This window comes from Rhodococcus sp. EPR-157, assembly GCF_001647195.1.
Taxonomy (GTDB): domain Bacteria; phylum Actinomycetota; class Actinomycetes; order Mycobacteriales; family Mycobacteriaceae; genus Rhodococcoides.
On the sequence record NZ_LVCV01000668.1, the window covers coordinates 1 to 19,987 of the forward strand.

The window sequence follows — 19,987 nt, forward strand, 5'->3', positions numbered from 1 at the left end:
ACCGCAGCCGCACGGATTCAGCACGCGCTACCACCGCCTGATAGCCCGGCACACTCAGACAACCCTCGTAGAAAGCCACGCGCTTCTCACCGACCGCCTGGTAGCTCGGATTCACCACGGCCCGAAACGGCAACGGTGAACGCCGACGGGTGCGTACGAGCTCCTCGCCGATGTCGTACATGTCCTCGATCACCGCGACACACAACGGAATACCGATCTGCGGTGCGGCCAGACCGACACCCGGAGCGTCGTACATGGTCGCGCGCATCACCTCGATCAACGCATCGAGGGTGCGGCGCTCGAGTTGGCCGGTCAGCGGCGCCGCGGGTGCCCGCAGAACCGGCTCACCGACAGTCACGATGGGCACGACGCCGTCGCGAGCTACCGACAGAAGCTCGCGAACGGCGTCCTCCACAGATGCCGGGGTGGTCATCCCGCGCGGCTGATCAAGGCACGCACGCCCTCCCCGAGCTCGACGGCGTCGGCGCCTGGGTCTCCGTCGACCAAGGACAGTGCCAGAACCTCTCCGGCGATCAGATCGCGGTGAGTATCGAGCCACTCCTGCCGTTCTTCCGGGACTCGGACGACGATGTCGATGCGATCCGACACGTTCAGCCCCAGGTTGCGACGCGCTTCCTGGAACTCGCGGATCCGGTCCTTCGCCCACCCCTCCGCCTCCAGCTCGGCAGTGACCCTGGAATCGAGGACCACCAGACCGGAGTTTCCAGGCAGGGCAGCCGTCGAATCAGGCTCGGCTGCAACCAATTTGCGGGTGAACTCGGCAGGCAGCAATTCGATACCGGCAGCGCTGACGATTCCGGATTCGTCCTCGCTCCACTCCCCTGCCTTGACGGCCTTGATGACCTTCTGGACATCCTTGCCGATGCGGGGGCCCGCTGCTCGCGCATTCACGACCAGCTCGAACTTGCCGTGCACGGCCACGTCGTCGGTCAGATCGACCTTCTTCACGTTGACCTCGTCGGCGATGATATCGGCGTACGGGCGCAGCCGCTCGGCTCCCTCGGCTGCGACGGTGACCTCCGGCAGCGGCAACCGCACCCGCAAGTTCTGTGCTTTCCGCAGACCCAACACCGTCGAACACACACTGCGCACTTCGTCCATCGCGCTGACCAACTCGGGATCCGACGGCAGATCCGAACGCGCTGGCCAATCCGTCAGGTGAACCGAGCGTCCACCGGTCAGACCGCGCCAGACGACCTCGCTGACGAGCGGAAGCAACGGCGCGGCGATCCGGGTCAACACCTCGAGCACCGTGTGCAGCGTGTCGATCGCGTCGGTGTCTTCGCTCCAGAAACGTGAACGTGACCGTCGGACATACCAGTTCGTCAGTGCGTCGCAAAAGGTTCTCAGCTCGTCGCACGCACCGGCGATGTCGTTGCCTTCGAGCGCATCGGTGATCGCATCCCGGGTCGCAGACAGCTTCGCAAGTACGTACCGGTCCAGCACGTTCGGCGAATCGGTGCGCCATCGACCGGGCTTGCCTGCGTACAACTGCAGGAAGCTCCACGCGTTCCAGATCTGAAGCAGGGCCTGACGTACACCCTCGCGGATGCCTTGTTCGGTGACGATCAGGTTGCCCCCGCGCAGGATCGGCGAGGACATGAGGAACCAGCGCATGGCATCGCTGCCGTCACGATCGAAGACTTCCTTGACGTCGGGATAGTTGCCCTTGGACTTGCTCATCTTCAGTCCGTCGTCGCCGAGAACGATGCCGTGCGCAGCAACGGTCTTGAATGCCGGTCGGTCGAACAGAGCAGTCGCCAGCACGTGCAACGTATAGAACCAGCCGCGGGTCTGTCCGTTGTACTCGACGATGAAATCACCCGGATTGTGCCCAGCTGTCGTAGCTGTCCCGTTGAACCATTCTTCGTTCTCGAACGGAAAATGCACCTGCGCGTACGGCATCGACCCGGATTCGAACCAGCAGTCGAGTACCTCGGGCACCCGACGCATCGTCGACTTGCCGGTCGGGTCGTCCGGGTTCGGACGCGTCAGATCATCGATGTACGGACGATGCAGATCGTCCGGTCGCACACCGAAGTCGCGTTCGAGCTCGTCGAGGCTGCCGTAGACGTCGAGCCTCGGGTACTCCGGGTCGTCCGACGTCCACACCGGGATCGGGCTGCCCCAGTAACGATTGCGGCTGATGTTCCAATCTCGCGCACCCTCGAGCCACTTACCGAACTGCCCGTCCTTGATGTGCTCCGGGACCCAGGTGATCTCCTGGTTGAGCTCCACCATCCGGTCACGGAACTTCGTCACCGCGACGAACCACGACGGAACCGCCATGTAGATCAATGGCTGGCCGCTCCGCCAGCTGTGCGGGTAGGAGTGCTCGATCGTCTCGTGGCGCAGCAGACGCCCCGATGCCTTGAGGTCCTTGATGATGACCGGATTCGCGTCGAACACCATCAAGCCCTCGTACGGCGAAACGAGGGAGGTGAACTTTCCACCCGGATCGAGCGGTTGCACCACCTCGATGCCGTTCGCTGTGGCGACATCCATATCCTCTTCACCGAAAGCCGGTGCAAGGTGCACGATTCCGGTTCCCGAGTCGGTGGTGACGTAGTCGGCCTGCAGTACCCGGTGCGCGTTCTCGTGACCGAGGAAGAAGTCGAAAGGCGGCGCATAGGTCAGGCCGACGAGATCGGCCCCGGTGTGCTCGGACAGCAGTTCCGGTTCTTCGCCGAGTTCGCGCGAATAGTGCGCCAGACGTGCGGAGGCCAGTACGTACCGTTCACCGTCGACGCCACGCACCTGAACGTAGTGAACCTCTGGGTTGACTGCGATCGCCAGATTCGACGGTAACGTCCATGGGGTCGTGGTCCAGATCAGCGCGTTCGCACCGTCCAGGGGTGAGCCGGGTGCCGCCAGCGGCATCGTGACGGTGACGGCAGGATCCTGACGCATCTTGTACGCGTCGTCGAGGCGCGTTTCCTGGTTGGACAGCGGGGTCTGCTCGTACCAGGAGTACGGCAGTACTCGATATCCCTGGTAGATGAGCCCCTTGTCGTACAGGGTCTTGAACGCCCACATGACCGACTCCATGAAGTCGAGGTCCAGCGTCTTGTAGTCGTTGTCGAAGTCGACCCACCGCGCCTGCCGGGTGACGTAGTCTCGCCACTCGCCGGTGTACTGCAGGACCGATTGCTTGCAGTACGCGTTGAACTTGGCCAGACCCATCTCGTCGATCTCGGACTTGTCCTTGATCCCGAGTTGCTTTTCGGCTTCCAGTTCAGCGGGCAGTCCATGGCAGTCCCAGCCGAAGCGACGCTCGACCTTCTTGCCGCGCATGGTCTGGAACCGCGGGACGAGGTCCTTGACGTACCCGGTCAGCAAGTGACCGTAGTGCGGGAGACCGTTCGCAAAGGGTGGTCCGTCGTAGAAGACGAATTCCTCGGCGCCTTCGCGGTTCTCCACGCTCGCGCGGAAGGTTCCGTCGGCCTCCCACACGTCGAGAACCTTCTTCTCGAGTTCGGGGAAGGAGACGCTGCCCGCCCCAGTTCCCGCGATGTCGACGAGTGGATACGCGTCGCGGGGGGTGGATGTGTTCGTCGAATCGGTACTCATGTGCGGCGCTCCTACCGTGCCAACCGCCTCGATGTGGATGAGACGGTGCTGGACAGACTCGGCACGGGGACGACAACCGGCGTGTGGGACGCCGGCACCGCGGTACCACCCCGCTTGCGCCGACTCCTCTTTCGAGAAGCCGACGCCGCTCGCACAGCTGTGACGGGCTTACCCGTTCGGTTCTACTGAGTGTCGGCGCGTCCGGTCGGACATGCGTGCACCGTTCTTCCGAAGGCTCCCCGGTGATATCCGGATCGACACCTGTACTCGTATTCTCAGCCCATACTAACGAACGCGTCGATCTGCATTACTGCTCGGGCGGTGTCTTGCGCCCCATCAGAGCACCTGCCAACAGCAGTACGGCCCCGACAACGCACACTGCGATGCATCCCCACGCCCACAGAACCGACCCGGTCATCAATGCGATGACCAGCATCGCGAACCCAACTGCTGCCGCACCCAACGTCAGGACAAGCACGCCACTCCTCGTTCCGGATACGCCTCGCAGCGATCGTCAGACCCAGGGTGCGCCGTCACGCGTTGCGCGCGGGGCAGATGAGTGTCAGTTGTTTCCCTTGGCATACGACTGGCTGTATCCGGAGGATTGGTCGTTCTGACCGAACTTGTCGGAACCATTGTCGACCGGCAGAGCGGACGACCGATTCTCGAGTTCTTCGAGCTGGGATTCCAGGTACGACTTGAGCCGCACGCGGTATTCGCGCTCGAATGTCTTGAGCTGCTCGATACGGCCCTCGAGCACCGAACGCTGCTCGTTGATGGTCGCCATGCTCTCGGTGTGCTTACGCTCGGCATCTGCCTGGAGTGCATCGGCCTTCTCCTTGGCCTGACGCAGCTGAGTCTCGGATCGCGTCTGCGCGTCCGACAACAGCGACTCGGACTTCTGACGTGCGTCGGACACCATTGCCTCGGACCGCGTACGTGCGTCCGTCACCAAACGCTCGGCGTTGGTGCGGGCGTTTCCGAGTAGTTGCTCCGACTCGGTCTTCGCATCGTTGGTGAGCCGGTCCGCCATTTCCTGGGCGAGACCGAGAATCTTCGCCGCCTGCATGTTGGAGTCGCCACTCTGCGATGGCGCTGCAGCGGCGACCGGGGCGGGCGCGACGACCGGCGCAGGCTTCGGAGGCTCGACAGGGCGCTGAGGCTCTGGAGCCTTCTGCTGTATCGGAGCCGCCTGCTGCGAGCCACCCTGGCGGGCGGAGCTCTTGGCATCGGCAAGTTCCTGGTCGAGCTCCCCGACCCGCTGGCGCAGGTCGGCGTTCTCCTCGATCAATCGCGACAGCTCTTGCTCGACGAGATCGAGGAATGCATCCACCTCGTCTTCGTTGTAGCCGCGCTTACCGATAGGCGGCTTGCTGAACGCGACATTGTGCACATCAGCTGGAGTCAGCGGCATGGAAGGATCCCTTCACGCATCTTAGGGCGGTAGAGCAAGCATTCAGTTATATCCCATTCCGCACGAGCCGGAACAATCAAACTGTAACTGGCGTCCATTCTGTCACATCGGTCGCGCTGGTCGCGCACGTCCGACGAGGTCTTTCGGCAAAGTCGCTATGTTCACGATCCCAAACCCCGCACCACCGTCATCAGGATGAATACCCCGAACAGCAGAACCATGATCGACAGATCGAGTCGAACCCCGCCGAGATTCACCGGCGGTATCAGCCGTCTCAGCAGCTTGACTGGCGGATCGGTCACCGTGAATATCGCTTCGAGCAATATCACTACAATTCCCGACGGTCGCCAATCTCGCGCGAACGTTCTGATGAATTCGACGATGATGCGGCCGATGAGCAGAAGCCAGAAAATGAACAGTATGAAGTAGATCACCGCGAACAAGGCCACAGGTCATACTCTGCCCGAAAAGATCGGCTCGATCAAAGCGACCAGGTCAGAGGCCTGCTCAGTTCGATCGAGCCGATGTGGGTCGACGCTTCGATCAATCGTCATTGCTGACTGTAGAAACCGGTCTCGGCGATCCGACGACGCTCCTGGGGAGACACATCGATATCGGCCGGAGAGAGAAGGAACACCTTCGTCGCAACCTTGTCGAACGATCCACGGAGTGCGAACGCCAATCCGGCGGCGAAATCGACGAGCCGCTTGGCATCGGCGTTGCTCATCTCGACGAGATCCATGATGACGGGTGTTCCGTCACGGAACCGCTCGCCGATGGTACGAGCTTCGCTGTAGTCACGCGGCCGTAGCGTCGTGATCTTCGACAACGGACCACCATCGTCGACCACAGGGCTCCTCCGAGTTTCCGCGCGTGCCAGCGAGTCGCTCCGCAGGCTCCGCTCCGGCCCATCCATTCGAGTATCGACGGCCAGGTTGCCCCTGGTCGACCCTCCACGGCTTGCCATCGACGGTGTGCGCGAGGCACGGCCGCCGATCGGCGCAAGCGTCGGTGCCGACCGCGGCGCCTCGTACTCGTCGTAGTCGTCGTCCATCTCGTCGAGTTCCGAGCGGGCAGGCCTACGGGACGAGAACGACGGCTTGGCGAACTCGCGATCACTGCGATCGTCGATGTCGCCGTACGGGTCACGCCCGCGTGAAGACCTGTGCGAGTCTGGCTCGTCGAGGTAATCGTCTTCGTAGTCCGCGAGCGGAACCATGCCGAAGTACGCCTTGAACTTGTGCAGGGTGCTCATCGATCTACCTTCCGTCAAAAGCTGGGTCGTTCCGTGTTCTGCGCTGCCGCTGTCCAGGTTCGCGATGTGTCAGTTGTGACTGATGTGATCCGTGGACTGTACTGGCGAGGTTATCGGCCGCGAACCGAGTATTGCGGTACCGACACGCACACACGTCGATCCATGTCGCACCGCGGCCTCCAGATCACCCGTCATGCCCGCCGAGAGCTCCGTCGCATCGGGATGTTGCCGCAGCAGACCCTGATGAATGTCCGCGAGATCGGCGAATGCGGCATCCGGGTCCACCCCGAGCGGTGGTACCGACATCAACCCTGCGAGCCTCAATCCATCCGAGTCGGCGACCCGCTCCGCCAGCGCCTCGAGATCCTCACGCTCGACTCCGCCTCGATGTACGTCTCCGTCGAGACTGACCTGGATGAGCACGTCGAGTTCGCTGGACCGCTCACCCACCTCGAATGCGTGCCCGACAGCCTTCTGGAGGGCCGAGATCAGACGCTCACTGTCCACCGAATGAATCGACGATGCCCAGCGTGCGACCGACTTCGCCTTGTTTCGCTGAAGATGGCCGATCATGTGCCACCGAACCGGCTCGGTTCCGAACGTCGCGCCGAGTTCGTCGACCTTTCTGGACGCCTCTTGTTCTCTCGATTCGCCGAAATCACGGCACCCGAGCTCGAACAGAATCTCGACATCACCGGCCGGGAAGAACTTGGTGACCGGCAGCAATGCCACGTCGTCGGGATCGCGTCCAGCTGCGGCACACGCGGCGCTCAGGCGCTCACGGACCGAAGCGAGCGCCGTTGCGATCTGCGCTGCTCTGTCAGGGGATGTCATGGCACCAGTCAAGCAGGCTCGGTGTCCATCCAGATCACGCTGGCCAACCTGCCGGTCGGGCCGCCCCGTCGATGGCTGAACAGAGTCCGATCCTCGATGGTGCAGCGCGGATCCGTAGCCACAGCCGACACACCCGCGTCGACCAACTGCCTCCTGATTCCGGCACGAATGTCGAGACCCGGCGTCTTCCTGACCGTTGTGCTCGCACTGCCGGGCAGATGCCGTTCCACATCCGCCTGCATGTGCGCGGGAACCTCGTATTGTCGCCCGCTCGCAGCAGGCCCGAGGAACGCCCCGATCCGGCTCAGCACTGCACCCTGGGCCACCATCGCATCGAGCACACGCGGCACGATCCCGATGCGGGCACCGACGCGGCCCGCATGCACGGCCGCGATGACACCGGCTTCGGAGTCGGACAGCAGAACAGGTACACAGTCGGCGGACAGAACGACGAGCGCCAGATCGCGCACCGTCGTCACCACAGCGTCGGTGACGGCAATCGGCTCGCGCACCGGGCCGTCGACGACGGTCACCGTGCGGCCGTGAACTTGCTCCATCCATACCAACCGGTCGACTCCGACACCGATCTCTCGACCGAGCCGTTCGCGATTGGCCGCGACCGCCGCCGGGTCGTCTCCGACATGATCACCGAGATTGAAACTGTCGAACGGAGGCGCCGACACGCCACCCGCCCTCGTCGTGGTAACTCGACGAACCCTGAAATTCGACGTTGTGTCGATCGAACCCATCAGTGATCAGCGGCGCATGAACGATGGCACGTCGACGTCATCGTCGCCATCGTCTTCCGTGACCGGGACCCGACGACCAGCGCTGCCTTGACTGCTCGACCCTCCATTCGATCCCGAGGACTGCAAGGGTGGAAGGCTGCTGCCACTTCCAGCGCCGACCGGATCACGGAATACCGCACCGGACTCGGACTTGTCGGACGACCGCGACGAAGATACTTCGCCGGACCGCGCAGAACCGATGGAAGCACGTGACGCACCTGGAGCGGCCTCGACCGGGCGACGCGTCGGCGTACCGCCGTCGAAGCCCGCCGCGATCACCGTGACGCGCACCTCGTCACCGAGTGAGTCGTCGATCACGGTTCCGAAGATGATGTTCGCGTCGATATGCGCGGCTTCCTGCACGAGCGAGGCTGCCTCGTTGATTTCGAACAGTCCGAGATCGGAGCCACCCGCGATGGACAGCAGAACGCCCCGGGCGCCCTCCATCGAGGCTTCGAGAAGTGGGGAGTTGATCGCGGATTCGGCCGCTTTGATCGCTCGACCTTCGCCCCTCGACGACCCGATGCCCATGAGGGCGCTGCCTGCGCCGGACATGACGCCCTTGACGTCGGCGAAGTCGACGTTGATCAGCCCGGGGGTGGTGATCAGGTCGGTGATTCCCTGCACGCCGTTGAGGAGAACCTCGTCGGCGCTACGGAAAGCGTCCATGAGGCTGACTGCAGCATCACCGAGTTGCAGCAAACGATCGTTCGGGATCACGATGAGCGTGTCGCAGGACTCGCGAAGCTGCTGGATGCCCGTATCGGCCTGTCCGCCGCGGCGCTTGCCCTCGAACGAGAACGGGCGCGTCACTACGCCGACCGTCAACGCTCCGAGCTTGCGCGCGATGTTGGCCACCACCGGAGCGCCACCGGTGCCGGTGCCACCGCCTTCGCCTGCGGTGACGAACACCATATCGGCGCCCTTGAGCACCTCTTCGATCTCGTCCTTGTGATCGTCGGCAGCTCTCCTGCCCACTTCCGGGTCGGCTCCTGCTCCGAGGCCACGGGTGAGCTCGCGTCCGACGTCGAGCTTGACGTCGGCGTCGCTCATCAGCAGTGCCTGGGCGTCGGTGTTGACCGCGATGAACTCGACTCCTTTGAGTCCCTGTTCGATCATGCGGTTGACCGCGTTAACGCCGCCGCCGCCGATGCCGACGACCTTGATTACGGCGAGGTAGTTGTGCGGGGGCGTCATTGGCTCTCGCCTTCCGTGGTTGTGTTCTGGTCTGTCTGACTAGAGTTCGGCAAAACCCTCAACCTAAACCACAGGCTTAGAGTTATGTCAAGTACTCGATGCCGGGAACGCTATGCACCGGTGCGCCAATGCGCCATTAGGCGCGCCGACGACGCAAGAAACATTTTGCGACCGCGTCGGTGTTACTTGGTGGTGGGAAGTTCAGGACTCGACACATCCAGAATCTGTCCTGGCTGCGACAACAGCGCAAGCGCCACAGCCGATTTGCGCTCCGAATTGTCTCGGTCACCCCAGACGAGAATACGCCCGTCGAGAAGCGACAGCGACACGTCCGACGCCGAGCTCGCTCGTATCTCACCGACCTGGCCTCGTAGTGACGCCGGCATCGAATCGAGTACAGCGAGAGCGCTTTCGGTGGCTGGATCGCCTGGCACCGGGTTGTCCGCCACCAGTCGTACGACCCCTGGAGGCGGAGCTGCGACCGCGAAATCGACTGCGTCCGCGTCCAGGAGGTGAGTGCCATCGGGTTCGTCGACGAAGACGACGGGAACGCGCTCGGTGACAGTGACTCTGACCGTCGAGGGGTACATCCGCTGGACCCGAACGGACGCAAGCGCTGGAATGGCAGCAACACGCTGCGCTGCCGAGCCTGCATCGACGCGAACGAGCTTCTCCCCCAGTGGTACCCCGAGTTCGGCGACGATCTGCTCCTCGGACACCGACATGGCCCCGTTGACATCGATCTTGCGCACCGACAGCAGCGGAGTGAGGTACACGATCGCGAAGCCTGCGACTATCACCGCGACGACTGCTGCGGCAATCGCTGCAGCACGCCGACGCGAGCGGGACACGCGGCGCCGCTCGTCCTCTCTGGCCTGACGCCTGACCTCACGCTCGGAGTGTCCTGCGTCACCGGAGGGATCGTCCACGGCCGAGCTTTTCGACCGACTCGGACGTGATGTCACGTCGATGCCCGGCGTTGCCCGATCCGAAAGTCCGTCTTGGAACGGAGAGCGTCGAGAATCGGGCCGGCAAGCATCGTCACGTCACCCGCACCCATGGTGATCACCACGTCACCCGGACTGACCAGACTGGCGACCTGCTTCGCAACGAGCGACAGGTCCGGTTGGTAGATGACGGGTTTGGTGACCGACGACGCGACGAGCGCACCCGTCACGCCGGGTAGAGGCTCTTCTCTGGCGCCGTAGACATCGAGGACGACCACCTCGTCGGCGATACTGAGGGCCTCACCGAACTCTGCCGCGAACGTCTCCGTCCTCGAATACAGGTGAGGTTGGAACACCACGACGACGCGACCTCGTTCGTCGTCGCCTGCTGCACCTGCGACCAACTGCTGTGCTGCGCTGAGCACGGCCCTGACTTCGGTCGGATGGTGGGCGTAGTCGTCGAACACTCGAATGCCGTGCTCACGGCCGCGAATCTGGAATCTCCGGTGCACACCGCCGAAACCGGCAAGACCTTCGAGCAGGTCCGTCACGCCGGCACCGGCCTGCAACCCCGCAGTGAATGCCGCGAGTGCGTTCAGCGCGGTGTGCCGCCCCGGTACACCGAGACGCAACGTGCGGGGTGTTTCTTCGCCGTCGACGAGCAACTGCGCGACGCCGCCGACGTCCTCGGGTTCCCACTGCAGCAACCTGACCGCCATCTCGACGTCACCGGTCTCGGTGTCCGCGGAGCCATAACCGAGGACTCGAACCCCCGGAAGATCACGCGCTCGAATTCGCTGGGCAAGGGCTGCCGATCCGGGATCGTCCATGCATGCAACCAGCACACCGCCCGGCCCGAGCAACGCCGCGAAGTCGTCGAACACCTGGACGTATGCCGCTTCGGTGCCGAAGTGGTCGAGGTGATCGGCCTCGATGTTGGTGACGACCACGACGTTCGGTAGGTACTGGAGCAGCGAGCCGTCGCTCTCGTCGGCTTCGGCTACGAACACGTCCCCACTTCCGTGGTGAGCGTTGGTCCCAGCCTCGTTGAGCTCACCGCCGACCGCGAACGAAGGATCGAAGCCGCAGTGTTGCAGAGCAACGATCAACATCGACGTCGTCGACGTCTTGCCGTGCGTACCGGACACGAGCAGCGTGCGATAGCCCTGCATCAACGACGAGAGCACCGTCGGCCGAAGCACGATCGGAATACCGCGTCGTCGAGCCTCGACCAGTTCCGGATTGGTCTTGGGGATGGCTGCGTGAGTGGTGACGACAGCTGTCGGCCCGCCAGGAATGAGGTCGAGCGCGGAGGCATCGTGGCCGACCCGCACCTGCGCGCCGCGCGCTCGCAAAGCGAGAACACCCCGGCTGTCCTTGGCGTCGGATCCGGAGACCTGGCCACCGCGCGCGAGCAGAATGCGGGCGATGCCGGACATTCCAGCGCCGCCGATGCCCACCATGTGCACCCTCGCGAGCTCTGCGGGAAGCTCGGCCATGTCCGTCCTTTCACGCGTCACGTCGGTGAAGTCTCGTTTCACGTCGGTGCCTGTTCGTTCTGTTTCCTCGACGCGACGTCGAGGACGATCCGGGCCACGGCGGTAGCCGCGTCTCGATGACCTGCACCCGCGGCACCCGCGGACATCTGCTTCAGCCGGTCGACGTCGGTGATCAAGTCCACGACGTCGGTGCCGACATAGCGAGAAGTCAGGTTCGCATCCGCCACGAGTATGCCTCCCCCAGCGTCGACGACGGGTCTTGCGTTCAATTCTTGCTCTCCGTTGCCGTGCGGCAGCGGTACATATACCGCGGGCAAGCCCGTAGCCGACACTTCGGCCACTGTCATCGCGCCGGACCGGCAGATGGCCAGATCGGCTGCGGCGTAGGCCAAATCCATCCGAGTCAGGTACGGCACCGCGACATAGGGCGCATTCGGCTCGTCCGTGGACACGTCGACGGAATTCTTCGGGCCGTGGGCGTGCAGCACCGACACGCCGGCCGCCGCGAGCGTGGCCGCTGCGCCGGACACTGCTTCGTTCAGCGATCGGGCCCCCTGGGATCCGCCGAACACGAGCAGCACCGGCCCCTCGTCCGGAAGTCCGAAGTGCCGCCGTGCTTCGGCGCGCGAAGCGGCCCGGTCGAGACCGGTGATCGTCGGGCGAACCGGGATGCCGACGATCTCGGCGTCCTCGTGTCCGCGAGCTCTCACTCCGGAGCCGGACACCGCCGCCAGCACACGCGTCGCCAGCCTCGCACCCACCTTGTTCGCAATTCCGGCACTCGCGTTTGCTTCGTGCACCACGACGGGGATCGCACGGGAGCGACCGAACACTCGCCGAGCGGCCAAGTACGCCGGAAGTGCCACGTATCCCCCGAAACCGACGAGAACGTCGGCCTCGACGTCTGCGAACACAGCACGCGTCTCGCGCACCGACTTCAATACTTTGGCCGGCAGACGCAGCAGGTCAAGCGTCGGCTTCCGCGGTAGCGGGACCGGGGGTATCAGAGCGAGGCGGTAGCCGCGGGCCGGTACCAGCGTGGTCTCGAGCCCGCGCGCCGTACCGAGTGCGGTGATTCGGACGGTGTCGTCGAGTTCACGCAGGGCGTCGGCAACCGCAAGCGCAGGCTCGATGTGACCGGCCGTGCCCCCGCCTGCGACGACGACGGACAGGGGTCTTGTTCGTGCATTCACCGTCGATATCCTCGCCCATCCGGATTGCGAGAGGTACTACTGGGTTGCCCGCGAGTGCGACGAGGAGGCTCGGCCGGTCGCTGAGCACCGCCGGAGCGGCGATCACGGTTGGATCTGGCGCCGACGTCCGCGTAATCACGGTCCGGACGTCGCCGCGCGGCCGCGTCGCGGGTTTCCAGACGACGTCTATCCGCACGATCGAGAGCGGGCCTGGTGGACTTGGACCTGGCAGCGGCAGCGCGGAGCGGTGAGAAGGACGCAGGCATCGGAAGCCGAAGAACTCGATCGATTCGGGAGTCCTGCCCCGCGTGCAGCGCCGCGATGGCCTCGGGTTCGTGACGAGCCGCGTTGGCGATGATGCCGAACATCAGCAGCGTGATCGCGGTCGACGAACCGCCATAGGACACGAGTGGCAGCTGCAGCCCGGTGACCGGAAGCAGACCGACTACGTACCCGATGTTGATCATGGCCTGCGCGAAGATCCACGTCGTGGATCCTGCAGCGAGGAGTCGAAGGAACGGATCGACCGAACGCATCGCGATGCGCAGGCCGGCGTAGACGAACAACGCGAACAGCCCGAGTACTGCGAGACACCCGATGAATCCGAGTTCTTCGCCGATGATGGCGAAAATGAAGTCGTTGTGCGCGTTGGGAAGATAGCTCCATTTGGCGCGGCTCTGGCCCAGCCCGACACCGAAGGGACCGCCGTCGGCGAGTGAGAACTTCGCCTGATTGGACTGGTATCCGAGACCCTGGGGGTCGTCGCCGGGATTCAGCCAGGCCTTGATTCGGTTCGAGCGGTATCCGGCGGTGAACGCCAACACCGTCGCTGCCGCGACACCGCCGCCCACCAGAATCGCGAACAGACGAGCGTCGAGGCCAGCGAACCAGAGCAGAGCCACCAGAATGATGCCGATGGCGATGGCCGTGCTGAGGTTGGGCTGCAGGACGACCAATCCCGCCATCAACAACGCAGCGGGAACCAGCGGAATCAACAGAGACTTCAGGCTGGCGTGCTCGCTTCGTCTCGATGCCAGCAGATGAGCGCCCCACAGGACAAGGGTGACCTTGGCGAGTTCGGAGGGCTGGAACGACACCCCAGCGACGTTGAACCAGCGTCGCGCACCGTCCGCGCCTTCGGAACCGACGCCCGGGATCAGGACCATCATGAGCATGATGACGGACAGCACGAACAGCGGAAACGACAGCTTCCGAAGTACCCGCACCGGTGTCCGCAACGCGACGTAGAACGCGATGATACCGAGCCCGACACCGATCAATTGCTGGGTGAAGAGCGAGTAGGCCGATCCGTCTGTGGCGTACGCTTCGGCGGCCGAGGACGACAACACCATCACGAGACCGAGGATCGTCAGCAGCGCGGCGACGGTCACGATGAGGTGGAACGACGCCAATGGCCGAGCGAGCCACATTCCGATGCGAGTACGTGGAGACGATGGCGCGCCGTCGGTCTTGCTCATCAGGACTGCTCGTCCGGGTGGCCGATCTCGGCTTCGGTGAGTGACCGAACAGCGGCGGCGAAGCTGCGACCACGATGGCCGTAGTCGACGAACATGTCGAGGGAGGCGGCGGCAGGTGCGAGAAGCACGGCGTCACCAGGTTCGGCGCGTCGTGCAGCGTCTCGAACCGCTGCACGCATCACGACTTCAGCATCTTCCGCCACATGAGTCACACCAGTATCGTCTCCCGGCGGATACGTCACGACGGGAACATCCGGGGCGTGTCGCGACAAAGCCTGAGCGATCTGCGTCCCATCACGCCCGATCACGACCGCAGCAACGAGTCGTGGCGCGATTTCCGCCACCAGCGCGTCCACCGACGCACCTTTGAGCAGTCCGCCGGCGATCCACACGACCCGGTCGTACGCAAGCAGCGAGGATCGGGCAGCATGCGGATTGGTCGCCTTCGAGTCGTCCACGAACGTCACCCCGTCGATCACCCGGACCACTGCCGCTCGATGCGGACCCACCTGATACGTCCGCAAGCCATCCGCCACCGCCTCAGCGGACACTCCGATCGATCGAGCGAGCGCAGCCGCCGCCAACGCGTCCATGCGTCCCGCGGGGCCGGACGGCACCACCTCGTCCGCACGCACCAGGCGTTCGGCGTCGCCGAACGCCTGGTCGACCAGGTAGCCCTGCACGATTCCGAGTTCGCCCGTCGCGGGCTCGCCGAGGCGGAAACCCACAACGCGATCTGCGCCCGCGGTGGGTGCGAGGGCCGCCGCCCTCGCATCGTCCAGACCGACTACCGCGACTCCCCCGGTCAGCGCACGCGCCTTGGACTGCGTGTAACCGTCCATGCCGCCGTGCCAGTCGAGATGGTCCTCGGCGATGTTGAGTACGACGCCCGCCGCTGGCCGAACCGAAGGCGCCCAGAAGAGTTGGAACGACGACAGCTCGACCGCGAGCACCGCTGGGTGCGGATTCGACCGCAGTGCGTCGAGGATGGGCAGGCCGATGTTCCCGCACGCCGCGCCGACAAGACCGGCCGAATCGAGGATCGACGCCAACATCGACGTCGTGGTCGTCTTACCGTTGGTCCCGGTGACCACGAGCCACTGGGTGGGTGGACCGTACACGCCCGCGCGATCGACTCGCCACGACAACTCGACGTCACCCCAGATGGGCACGCCTCGGCTGGTTGCAGCAGCGAGAACCTGTGCATCCGGCCTCAATCCGGGGCTGGTGACTACCAGTGCGATGTCGTCGAATGCGACGTCGTCTGCCAACAGGTCGTCCTGCAGTATGCCTCCGACGCCCAGCGCCCGAGCCTTCTCTACGGCTCCGGCGTCGGAATCGGTGACGAGGACCTCGGCGCCGAGGTCGCGAAGCGGGCCGACCGTCGCGAGACCCGACACTCTGCCGCCGGCGACGAGGACAGTTCTGCCACTCAAGGATCGAAGGTCGTCGAACACGGTTGCCTACCCACCGACTGCGGCGAGGTACTCGCTGTAGAACAACGCCAGTCCCACCGCCGATGCGATCGCGGCGAGCAACCAGAACCGGATGATCACCGTGGTCTCTGCCCAACCTGCGAGTTCGAAGTGATGGTGGAAGGGTGCCATGCGGAACACCCGTCGTCGACTCGACCGGAACACCGCAACCTGGATGACCACCGATGCCGCTTCGGCGACGAACAGTGCTGCGATGACGACCATGATCAGCTCGGTACGCGTGACGATGGACAGTCCGGCGATCAATCCGCCGAGAGCAAGCGAACCCGTATCGCCCATGAATATCTTCGCCGGCGCGGCGTTCCACCACAGAAATCCGATGCAGGCTCCCGCTGCGGACGCGCAGATCAGGGCGAGATCGAGAGGATCTCGCACGTCGTAGCAACCGGGGCCAGGGTTCGTGGAGCAGGCCTGCCGATACTGCCAGAAGGTGATCACCGTGTACGCGCCCAGAACCAACGTCATCGAACCTGCTGCGAGACCGTCCAGTCCGTCGGTCAGGTTCACTGCATTCGACCACGCCGTGACCAGGAAGTAGCACCACACGATGAACACGATGGGTCCGAGACTCACGGTCGCGATATCGCGAACGTAGGACAACTGCTGACTGGCGGGCGTCAACCCGTTCGGACCCTTGAACTGCAGCGCGAGAATTCCGAAGAGGACTGCGGCTACCAACTGACCGACCAACTTGGCAGTCTTGTTCAGACCGAGATTGCGCTGCTTGCGGATCTTGATGAAGTCGTCGAGAAATCCGACGAGACCGAGCACGGTCGTCAGACCCAGCACCAGCAGGGCGGATGCGGACGGTCCGTCCGCGTCGTATCCGATACCGATCAGATGCGAGCCCCAGTAGCCGGCCCACAGTCCCGCGAGAATGGCGACTCCACCCATCGTGGGTGTCCCTCGCTTGGACTGATGGCTCGCCGGTCCCTCGACCCTGATTTCCTGGCCGAACCCCTGCTTGGAAAACGTCTTGATCAACACAGGTGTCAACAGAATCGCCACTGCGAGCGCGATACCTCCCGCGAAGAGGATCTGTCTCACTGCGATTCCTCCGGTGTCATGATGTCCCTCTCCCCGTCCGTACCGTCCGACTGCTGTCCTTCGTCGGATCGCGACGACGCACCCTCGTCGAGAAGTGCATCGGCTACCGACCACAACGCCACCGACTGCGATGCTTTCACCAGGACGATGTCGCCCGACTCCACTTCGGCACGCAGCACTGCCACTGCAGCCTCGTGGTCGGGAACGAGCATCGATTCTTCGCCCCAGGAGCCTTCCATGACAGCACCCTGGTGAAGTGCTCTGGTCGGCGGACCGGAGTCGACGATGATCAATCGACTGACATCCAGCCGCACTGCAAGCCTTCCGATCGCGTCGTGTTCGACTACGGATTCCGGCCCAAGCTCCGCCATCTCCCCGAGCACCGCCCAGGTGCGGCGTGGAGGGCCGGTTCCCGACCTCGACATCGACACCAACGCTTTCAGGGCAGCACGCATGGAGTCGGGATTCGCGTTGTAGGAATCGTTGACGACCGTAACCCCGTCGGTCCTGGTGCGCACGTCCATCCTTCGCACCGACGCCGCGGCCGAACCGGCGAGCGCGACCGCGATCTGGTCCAGAGTGGCACCACATTCGAGTGCGACGGCGGCAGCGGCGAGCGAATTCCCGATCTGGTGCTCGCCGTGCACTGCCAACGCGATGTCGACCCGCCCGATCGGCGTCACCATCGTGAATCGGGCACGAGCATCGGCGTCGAGAGACACGTTCTCCGCACGGATATCCGCTTCCGGCGACATCCCGACGGTCACCACCCGCGCCGAAGTCCGCGACCGCATCTCCGTCACGAGTCGATCGTCGGCGTTCAGCACCGCAACTCCACCGTCCGCAGCGCTCGGCAGCGCTTCGACGAGTTCGCCCTTGGCCAGCGCGATTCGCTCGCGCGACCCGAATTCACCGAGATGCGCTGTGCCCACGTTGAGGACGACACCGATCCTGGGCGGCGCAACCTGCGCCAGCGCAGCAACATGACCCACGCCGCGCGCAGACAGTTCGAGGACCAGAAAATCGGACGATTCGTCAGCGCGCAGCACAGTCCACGGATGTCCGAGTTCGTTGTTGAACGAACCGGGCGGTGCGATCACGGAACCGAGTGGCCGAAGCACCGACGCCAACAGATCCTTCGTCGAGGTCTTCCCCGAGGACCCGGTGACACCGACGACCGTCAGTCCGGTGTTCGCGGTGAGTTCCAGAGCCGACGCTCGCGCCAATGCACCGAGCGCAGCCAATACTGCCGCGCCCGACCCGTCCGTATCGTGCTCGAGTGCCATCGCACGCCCGTCGTGCGGGGCTGGTTCGACCACTATCGCCGGTACGCCGACCGGTCGGGCCGCAAGCACCACAGCTGCCCCGGCATCGATTGCGGCACGCGCGTGTTCGTGCCCGTCGACGCGCGCACCGGGGAGCGCGAGAAACAGCCCGCCGGCACCGACCTTGCGTGAATCGAACTCGACCGAGCCGTCGACCAAGAGTGCTGGATTGTCGACGTCGTGCAGTTCACCACCGACGATGTCGGCGATCTGCTGGATGGTCAGTGCTTTCACGAGCCGGCCCTTGCTTCTTCTGCGATCCTGCGATCGATGGCGTCGGCCAGTACGACCCTGTCGTCGAAGGGGTACTTCACTCCGCCGATGTCCTGTCCTGTCTCGTGGCCTTTGCCCGCCACGAGAACGACGTCTCCTTCGCGTGCCCACCGGACCGCCTCGGCGATCGCGGAACCTCGACCGGCAACGTTTCTGACCTCGGCTCGAATGTCCTCGGCCACCTCGAGAGCTCCGGCCTGCACTGCATCACGGATGACGTCCGGGTCCTCGGAACGCGGATTGTCGTCGGTGATGACCAGCAGATCTGCTCCCCTGGCACCTGCTGCACCCATCAGCGGCCGCTTGGCCCTGTCACGATCACCGCCGGCTCCGAGGACAACCGCGATTCTTCCTTCGGTCTGTTCGCGGAGCGTTTCGATCACTGCCTCCACTGCGGCGGGCTTGTGCGCGTAGTCGACGACCGCCAAGAAATCCTGGCCGCGTGAGATTCGCTGAACGCGCCCAGGAACGTCCACTTCCGCCATCCCGTCGATCGCTCGCTGCACGTCGACTCCTGCGGCCGCACAGATCGCCGCGGCCAAGACCGCGTTGGCGACGTTGTAGCGTCCGGGCAGACGGATCGATGCTGCATGACGACTCCCCGATGGTTCGACGAGTGTGAAGGACTGATTGCCGGTCGGATCCTTCGACCAGTCCTTCACTGTCCAATCCGAGTCCGCGTTCACCGACACGGTGAGCACGGTCGATCCGGCAGAGTCGGCGATCTCCGCCATCCGCCTGCCCCAGACGTCGTCGACACACACCACAGCCGATCGCGTCCGTACCCGTGAATCGGCTGCGAACAGTCTGCTCTTGGCGAGGAAGTACTCCTCGAGCGTGTCGTGGAAGTCCAGGTGATCCTGCGAGAGGTTGGTGAAGGCACCGACCGAGAACACAGTGCCGTCCACCCGGCCGAGCGAGAGCGCGTGACTCGACACTTCCATCACGACGGTGTCGAGGCCGCGTTCGACCATCAACGCGAACAAAGCATGAAGATGCGGCGCTTCCGGGGTGGTGAGCGCACTCGGTACCCGCATGCCCACGATCCTGGTTTCGATGGTGCCGATCAGCCCGGTGCGCCGACCGGCGGCACTCAGGGCGGCCTCCAACAGATACGCCGTCGTTGTCTTGCCCGACGTACCGGTGATGCCGATGACCGTCATCTTCTCCGACGGGTTGCCGTAGACCAGCGCGGAAACTCGACCGAGCACGGTTCGCGGATGCTCGTGCACCAGGACGGGCACCGGCAGCCGGTCGAACTGTTCTCGGACGATGCCGAGGCCGGCCCTGTCGGTGAAGATCGCGACGGCACCCCGCTCGATCGCGTCGGACGCAAACGATGCGCCATGTGCCGACGATCCGGGCAGCGCAGCGAACAGGTCCCCGGCAAGGATTCCCTGAGCACGAAGTTCGACACCCGTGACGAGCCCTTGCACTCCGTCCGCTGCCGGTACGAATTCGGCCGCCGCGGCGGCGGCGATGTTCTCGACCGGGGTCTGCGGTGGCCTCGAGGGGCGAGACGACGACGGAGCAGGCTGCGGCTCTGCTGGCACGGACACTGTGCTCCTTTCTGCTCGACTACGAAAGTAGGCTGCGGCTCACGCGCGGACGAGCCGAGCACGCCTTCACGCATCGGTTCGGCGCGCAAGG

17 protein-coding genes are annotated in these 19,987 nt (G+C 64.3%); all 17 read right to left on the bottom strand.

The features are described 5' to 3' along the window. Positions 1-433: peptide deformylase (locus tag A2J03_RS28560; protein ID WP_068381356.1), on the bottom strand; the 433-nt coding region annotated here is incomplete at its 3' end. Further along, the gene (gene ileS / locus A2J03_RS28565; RefSeq protein ID WP_068381359.1) at positions 430-3,591 is read right to left on the bottom strand and encodes an isoleucine--tRNA ligase; all 3,162 of its coding nucleotides are present in this window, start codon (positions 3,589-3,591) and stop codon (positions 430-432) included. The genes ileS and A2J03_RS28560, both read right to left, overlap by 4 nt. Positions 3,592-3,898: 307 nt before the next feature. Further along, positions 3,899-4,069, bottom strand: a complete 171-nt coding sequence (locus tag A2J03_RS31360; RefSeq protein WP_197481010.1) for a hypothetical protein — start codon at positions 4,067-4,069, stop codon at positions 3,899-3,901. Positions 4,070-4,153: 84 nt separating this feature from the next. Next, the gene (gene wag31, locus A2J03_RS28575) at positions 4,154-5,005 is read right to left on the bottom strand and encodes a DivIVA-like cell division protein Wag31 (protein ID WP_068381363.1); all 852 of its coding nucleotides are present in this window, start codon (positions 5,003-5,005) and stop codon (positions 4,154-4,156) included. Between the two features lie 161 nt (positions 5,006-5,166). Next, the gene (locus A2J03_RS28580; protein WP_068381366.1) at positions 5,167-5,454 is read right to left on the bottom strand and encodes a YggT family protein; all 288 of its coding nucleotides are present in this window, start codon (positions 5,452-5,454) and stop codon (positions 5,167-5,169) included. A 101-nt stretch (positions 5,455-5,555) separates the two neighbouring features. Beyond that, positions 5,556-6,260, bottom strand: a complete 705-nt coding sequence (locus A2J03_RS28585; protein ID WP_068381369.1) for a cell division protein SepF — start codon at positions 6,258-6,260, stop codon at positions 5,556-5,558. A 69-nt stretch (positions 6,261-6,329) separates the two neighbouring features. Beyond that, positions 6,330-7,094, bottom strand: a complete 765-nt coding sequence (locus tag A2J03_RS28590) for a YggS family pyridoxal phosphate-dependent enzyme (protein WP_068381372.1) — start codon at positions 7,092-7,094, stop codon at positions 6,330-6,332. Between the two features lie 8 nt (positions 7,095-7,102). Next, complete coding sequence (pgeF, locus tag A2J03_RS28595) at positions 7,103-7,843, bottom strand: peptidoglycan editing factor PgeF (protein ID WP_068381375.1); 741 nt, start codon at positions 7,841-7,843, stop codon at positions 7,103-7,105. Between the two features lie 6 nt (positions 7,844-7,849). Beyond that, the gene (gene ftsZ / locus A2J03_RS28600) at positions 7,850-9,079 is read right to left on the bottom strand and encodes a cell division protein FtsZ (RefSeq protein WP_068381378.1); all 1,230 of its coding nucleotides are present in this window, start codon (positions 9,077-9,079) and stop codon (positions 7,850-7,852) included. Positions 9,080-9,261: 182 nt separating this feature from the next. Next, the gene (locus A2J03_RS28605) at positions 9,262-10,008 is read right to left on the bottom strand and encodes a cell division protein FtsQ/DivIB (RefSeq protein ID WP_231912752.1); all 747 of its coding nucleotides are present in this window, start codon (positions 10,006-10,008) and stop codon (positions 9,262-9,264) included. A gap of 32 nt (positions 10,009-10,040) precedes the next feature. Continuing rightward, a complete protein-coding gene (gene murC / locus A2J03_RS28610) occupies positions 10,041-11,525 on the bottom strand; it encodes a UDP-N-acetylmuramate--L-alanine ligase (RefSeq protein WP_068381429.1) in 1,485 nt (494 codons plus the stop codon). A gap of 38 nt (positions 11,526-11,563) precedes the next feature. Next, complete coding sequence (gene murG / locus A2J03_RS28615; RefSeq protein ID WP_231912753.1) at positions 11,564-12,718, bottom strand: undecaprenyldiphospho-muramoylpentapeptide beta-N-acetylglucosaminyltransferase; 1,155 nt, start codon at positions 12,716-12,718, stop codon at positions 11,564-11,566. Beyond that, complete coding sequence (gene ftsW / locus A2J03_RS28620) at positions 12,715-14,196, bottom strand: putative lipid II flippase FtsW (protein WP_068381381.1); 1,482 nt, start codon at positions 14,194-14,196, stop codon at positions 12,715-12,717. The genes murG and ftsW overlap by 4 nt, the downstream gene beginning before the upstream one ends. After that, on the bottom strand, positions 14,196-15,632 hold the full coding sequence (gene murD / locus A2J03_RS28625) for a UDP-N-acetylmuramoyl-L-alanine--D-glutamate ligase (protein ID WP_442971423.1): 1,437 nt from the start codon (positions 15,630-15,632) through the stop codon (positions 14,196-14,198). Before murD ends, ftsW begins: the two co-directional genes overlap by 1 nt. A gap of 27 nt (positions 15,633-15,659) precedes the next feature. Further along, the gene (gene mraY, locus A2J03_RS28630; RefSeq protein ID WP_068381387.1) at positions 15,660-16,739 is read right to left on the bottom strand and encodes a phospho-N-acetylmuramoyl-pentapeptide-transferase; all 1,080 of its coding nucleotides are present in this window, start codon (positions 16,737-16,739) and stop codon (positions 15,660-15,662) included. Beyond that, complete coding sequence (locus tag A2J03_RS28635) at positions 16,736-18,298, bottom strand: UDP-N-acetylmuramoyl-tripeptide--D-alanyl-D-alanine ligase (protein WP_068381390.1); 1,563 nt, start codon at positions 18,296-18,298, stop codon at positions 16,736-16,738. The genes mraY and A2J03_RS28635 overlap by 4 nt, the downstream gene beginning before the upstream one ends. Beyond that, a complete protein-coding gene (locus tag A2J03_RS28640; protein ID WP_068381392.1) occupies positions 18,295-19,896 on the bottom strand; it encodes a UDP-N-acetylmuramoyl-L-alanyl-D-glutamate--2,6-diaminopimelate ligase in 1,602 nt (533 codons plus the stop codon). Before A2J03_RS28640 ends, A2J03_RS28635 begins: the two co-directional genes overlap by 4 nt. Positions 19,897-19,987 lie beyond the last annotated feature (91 nt).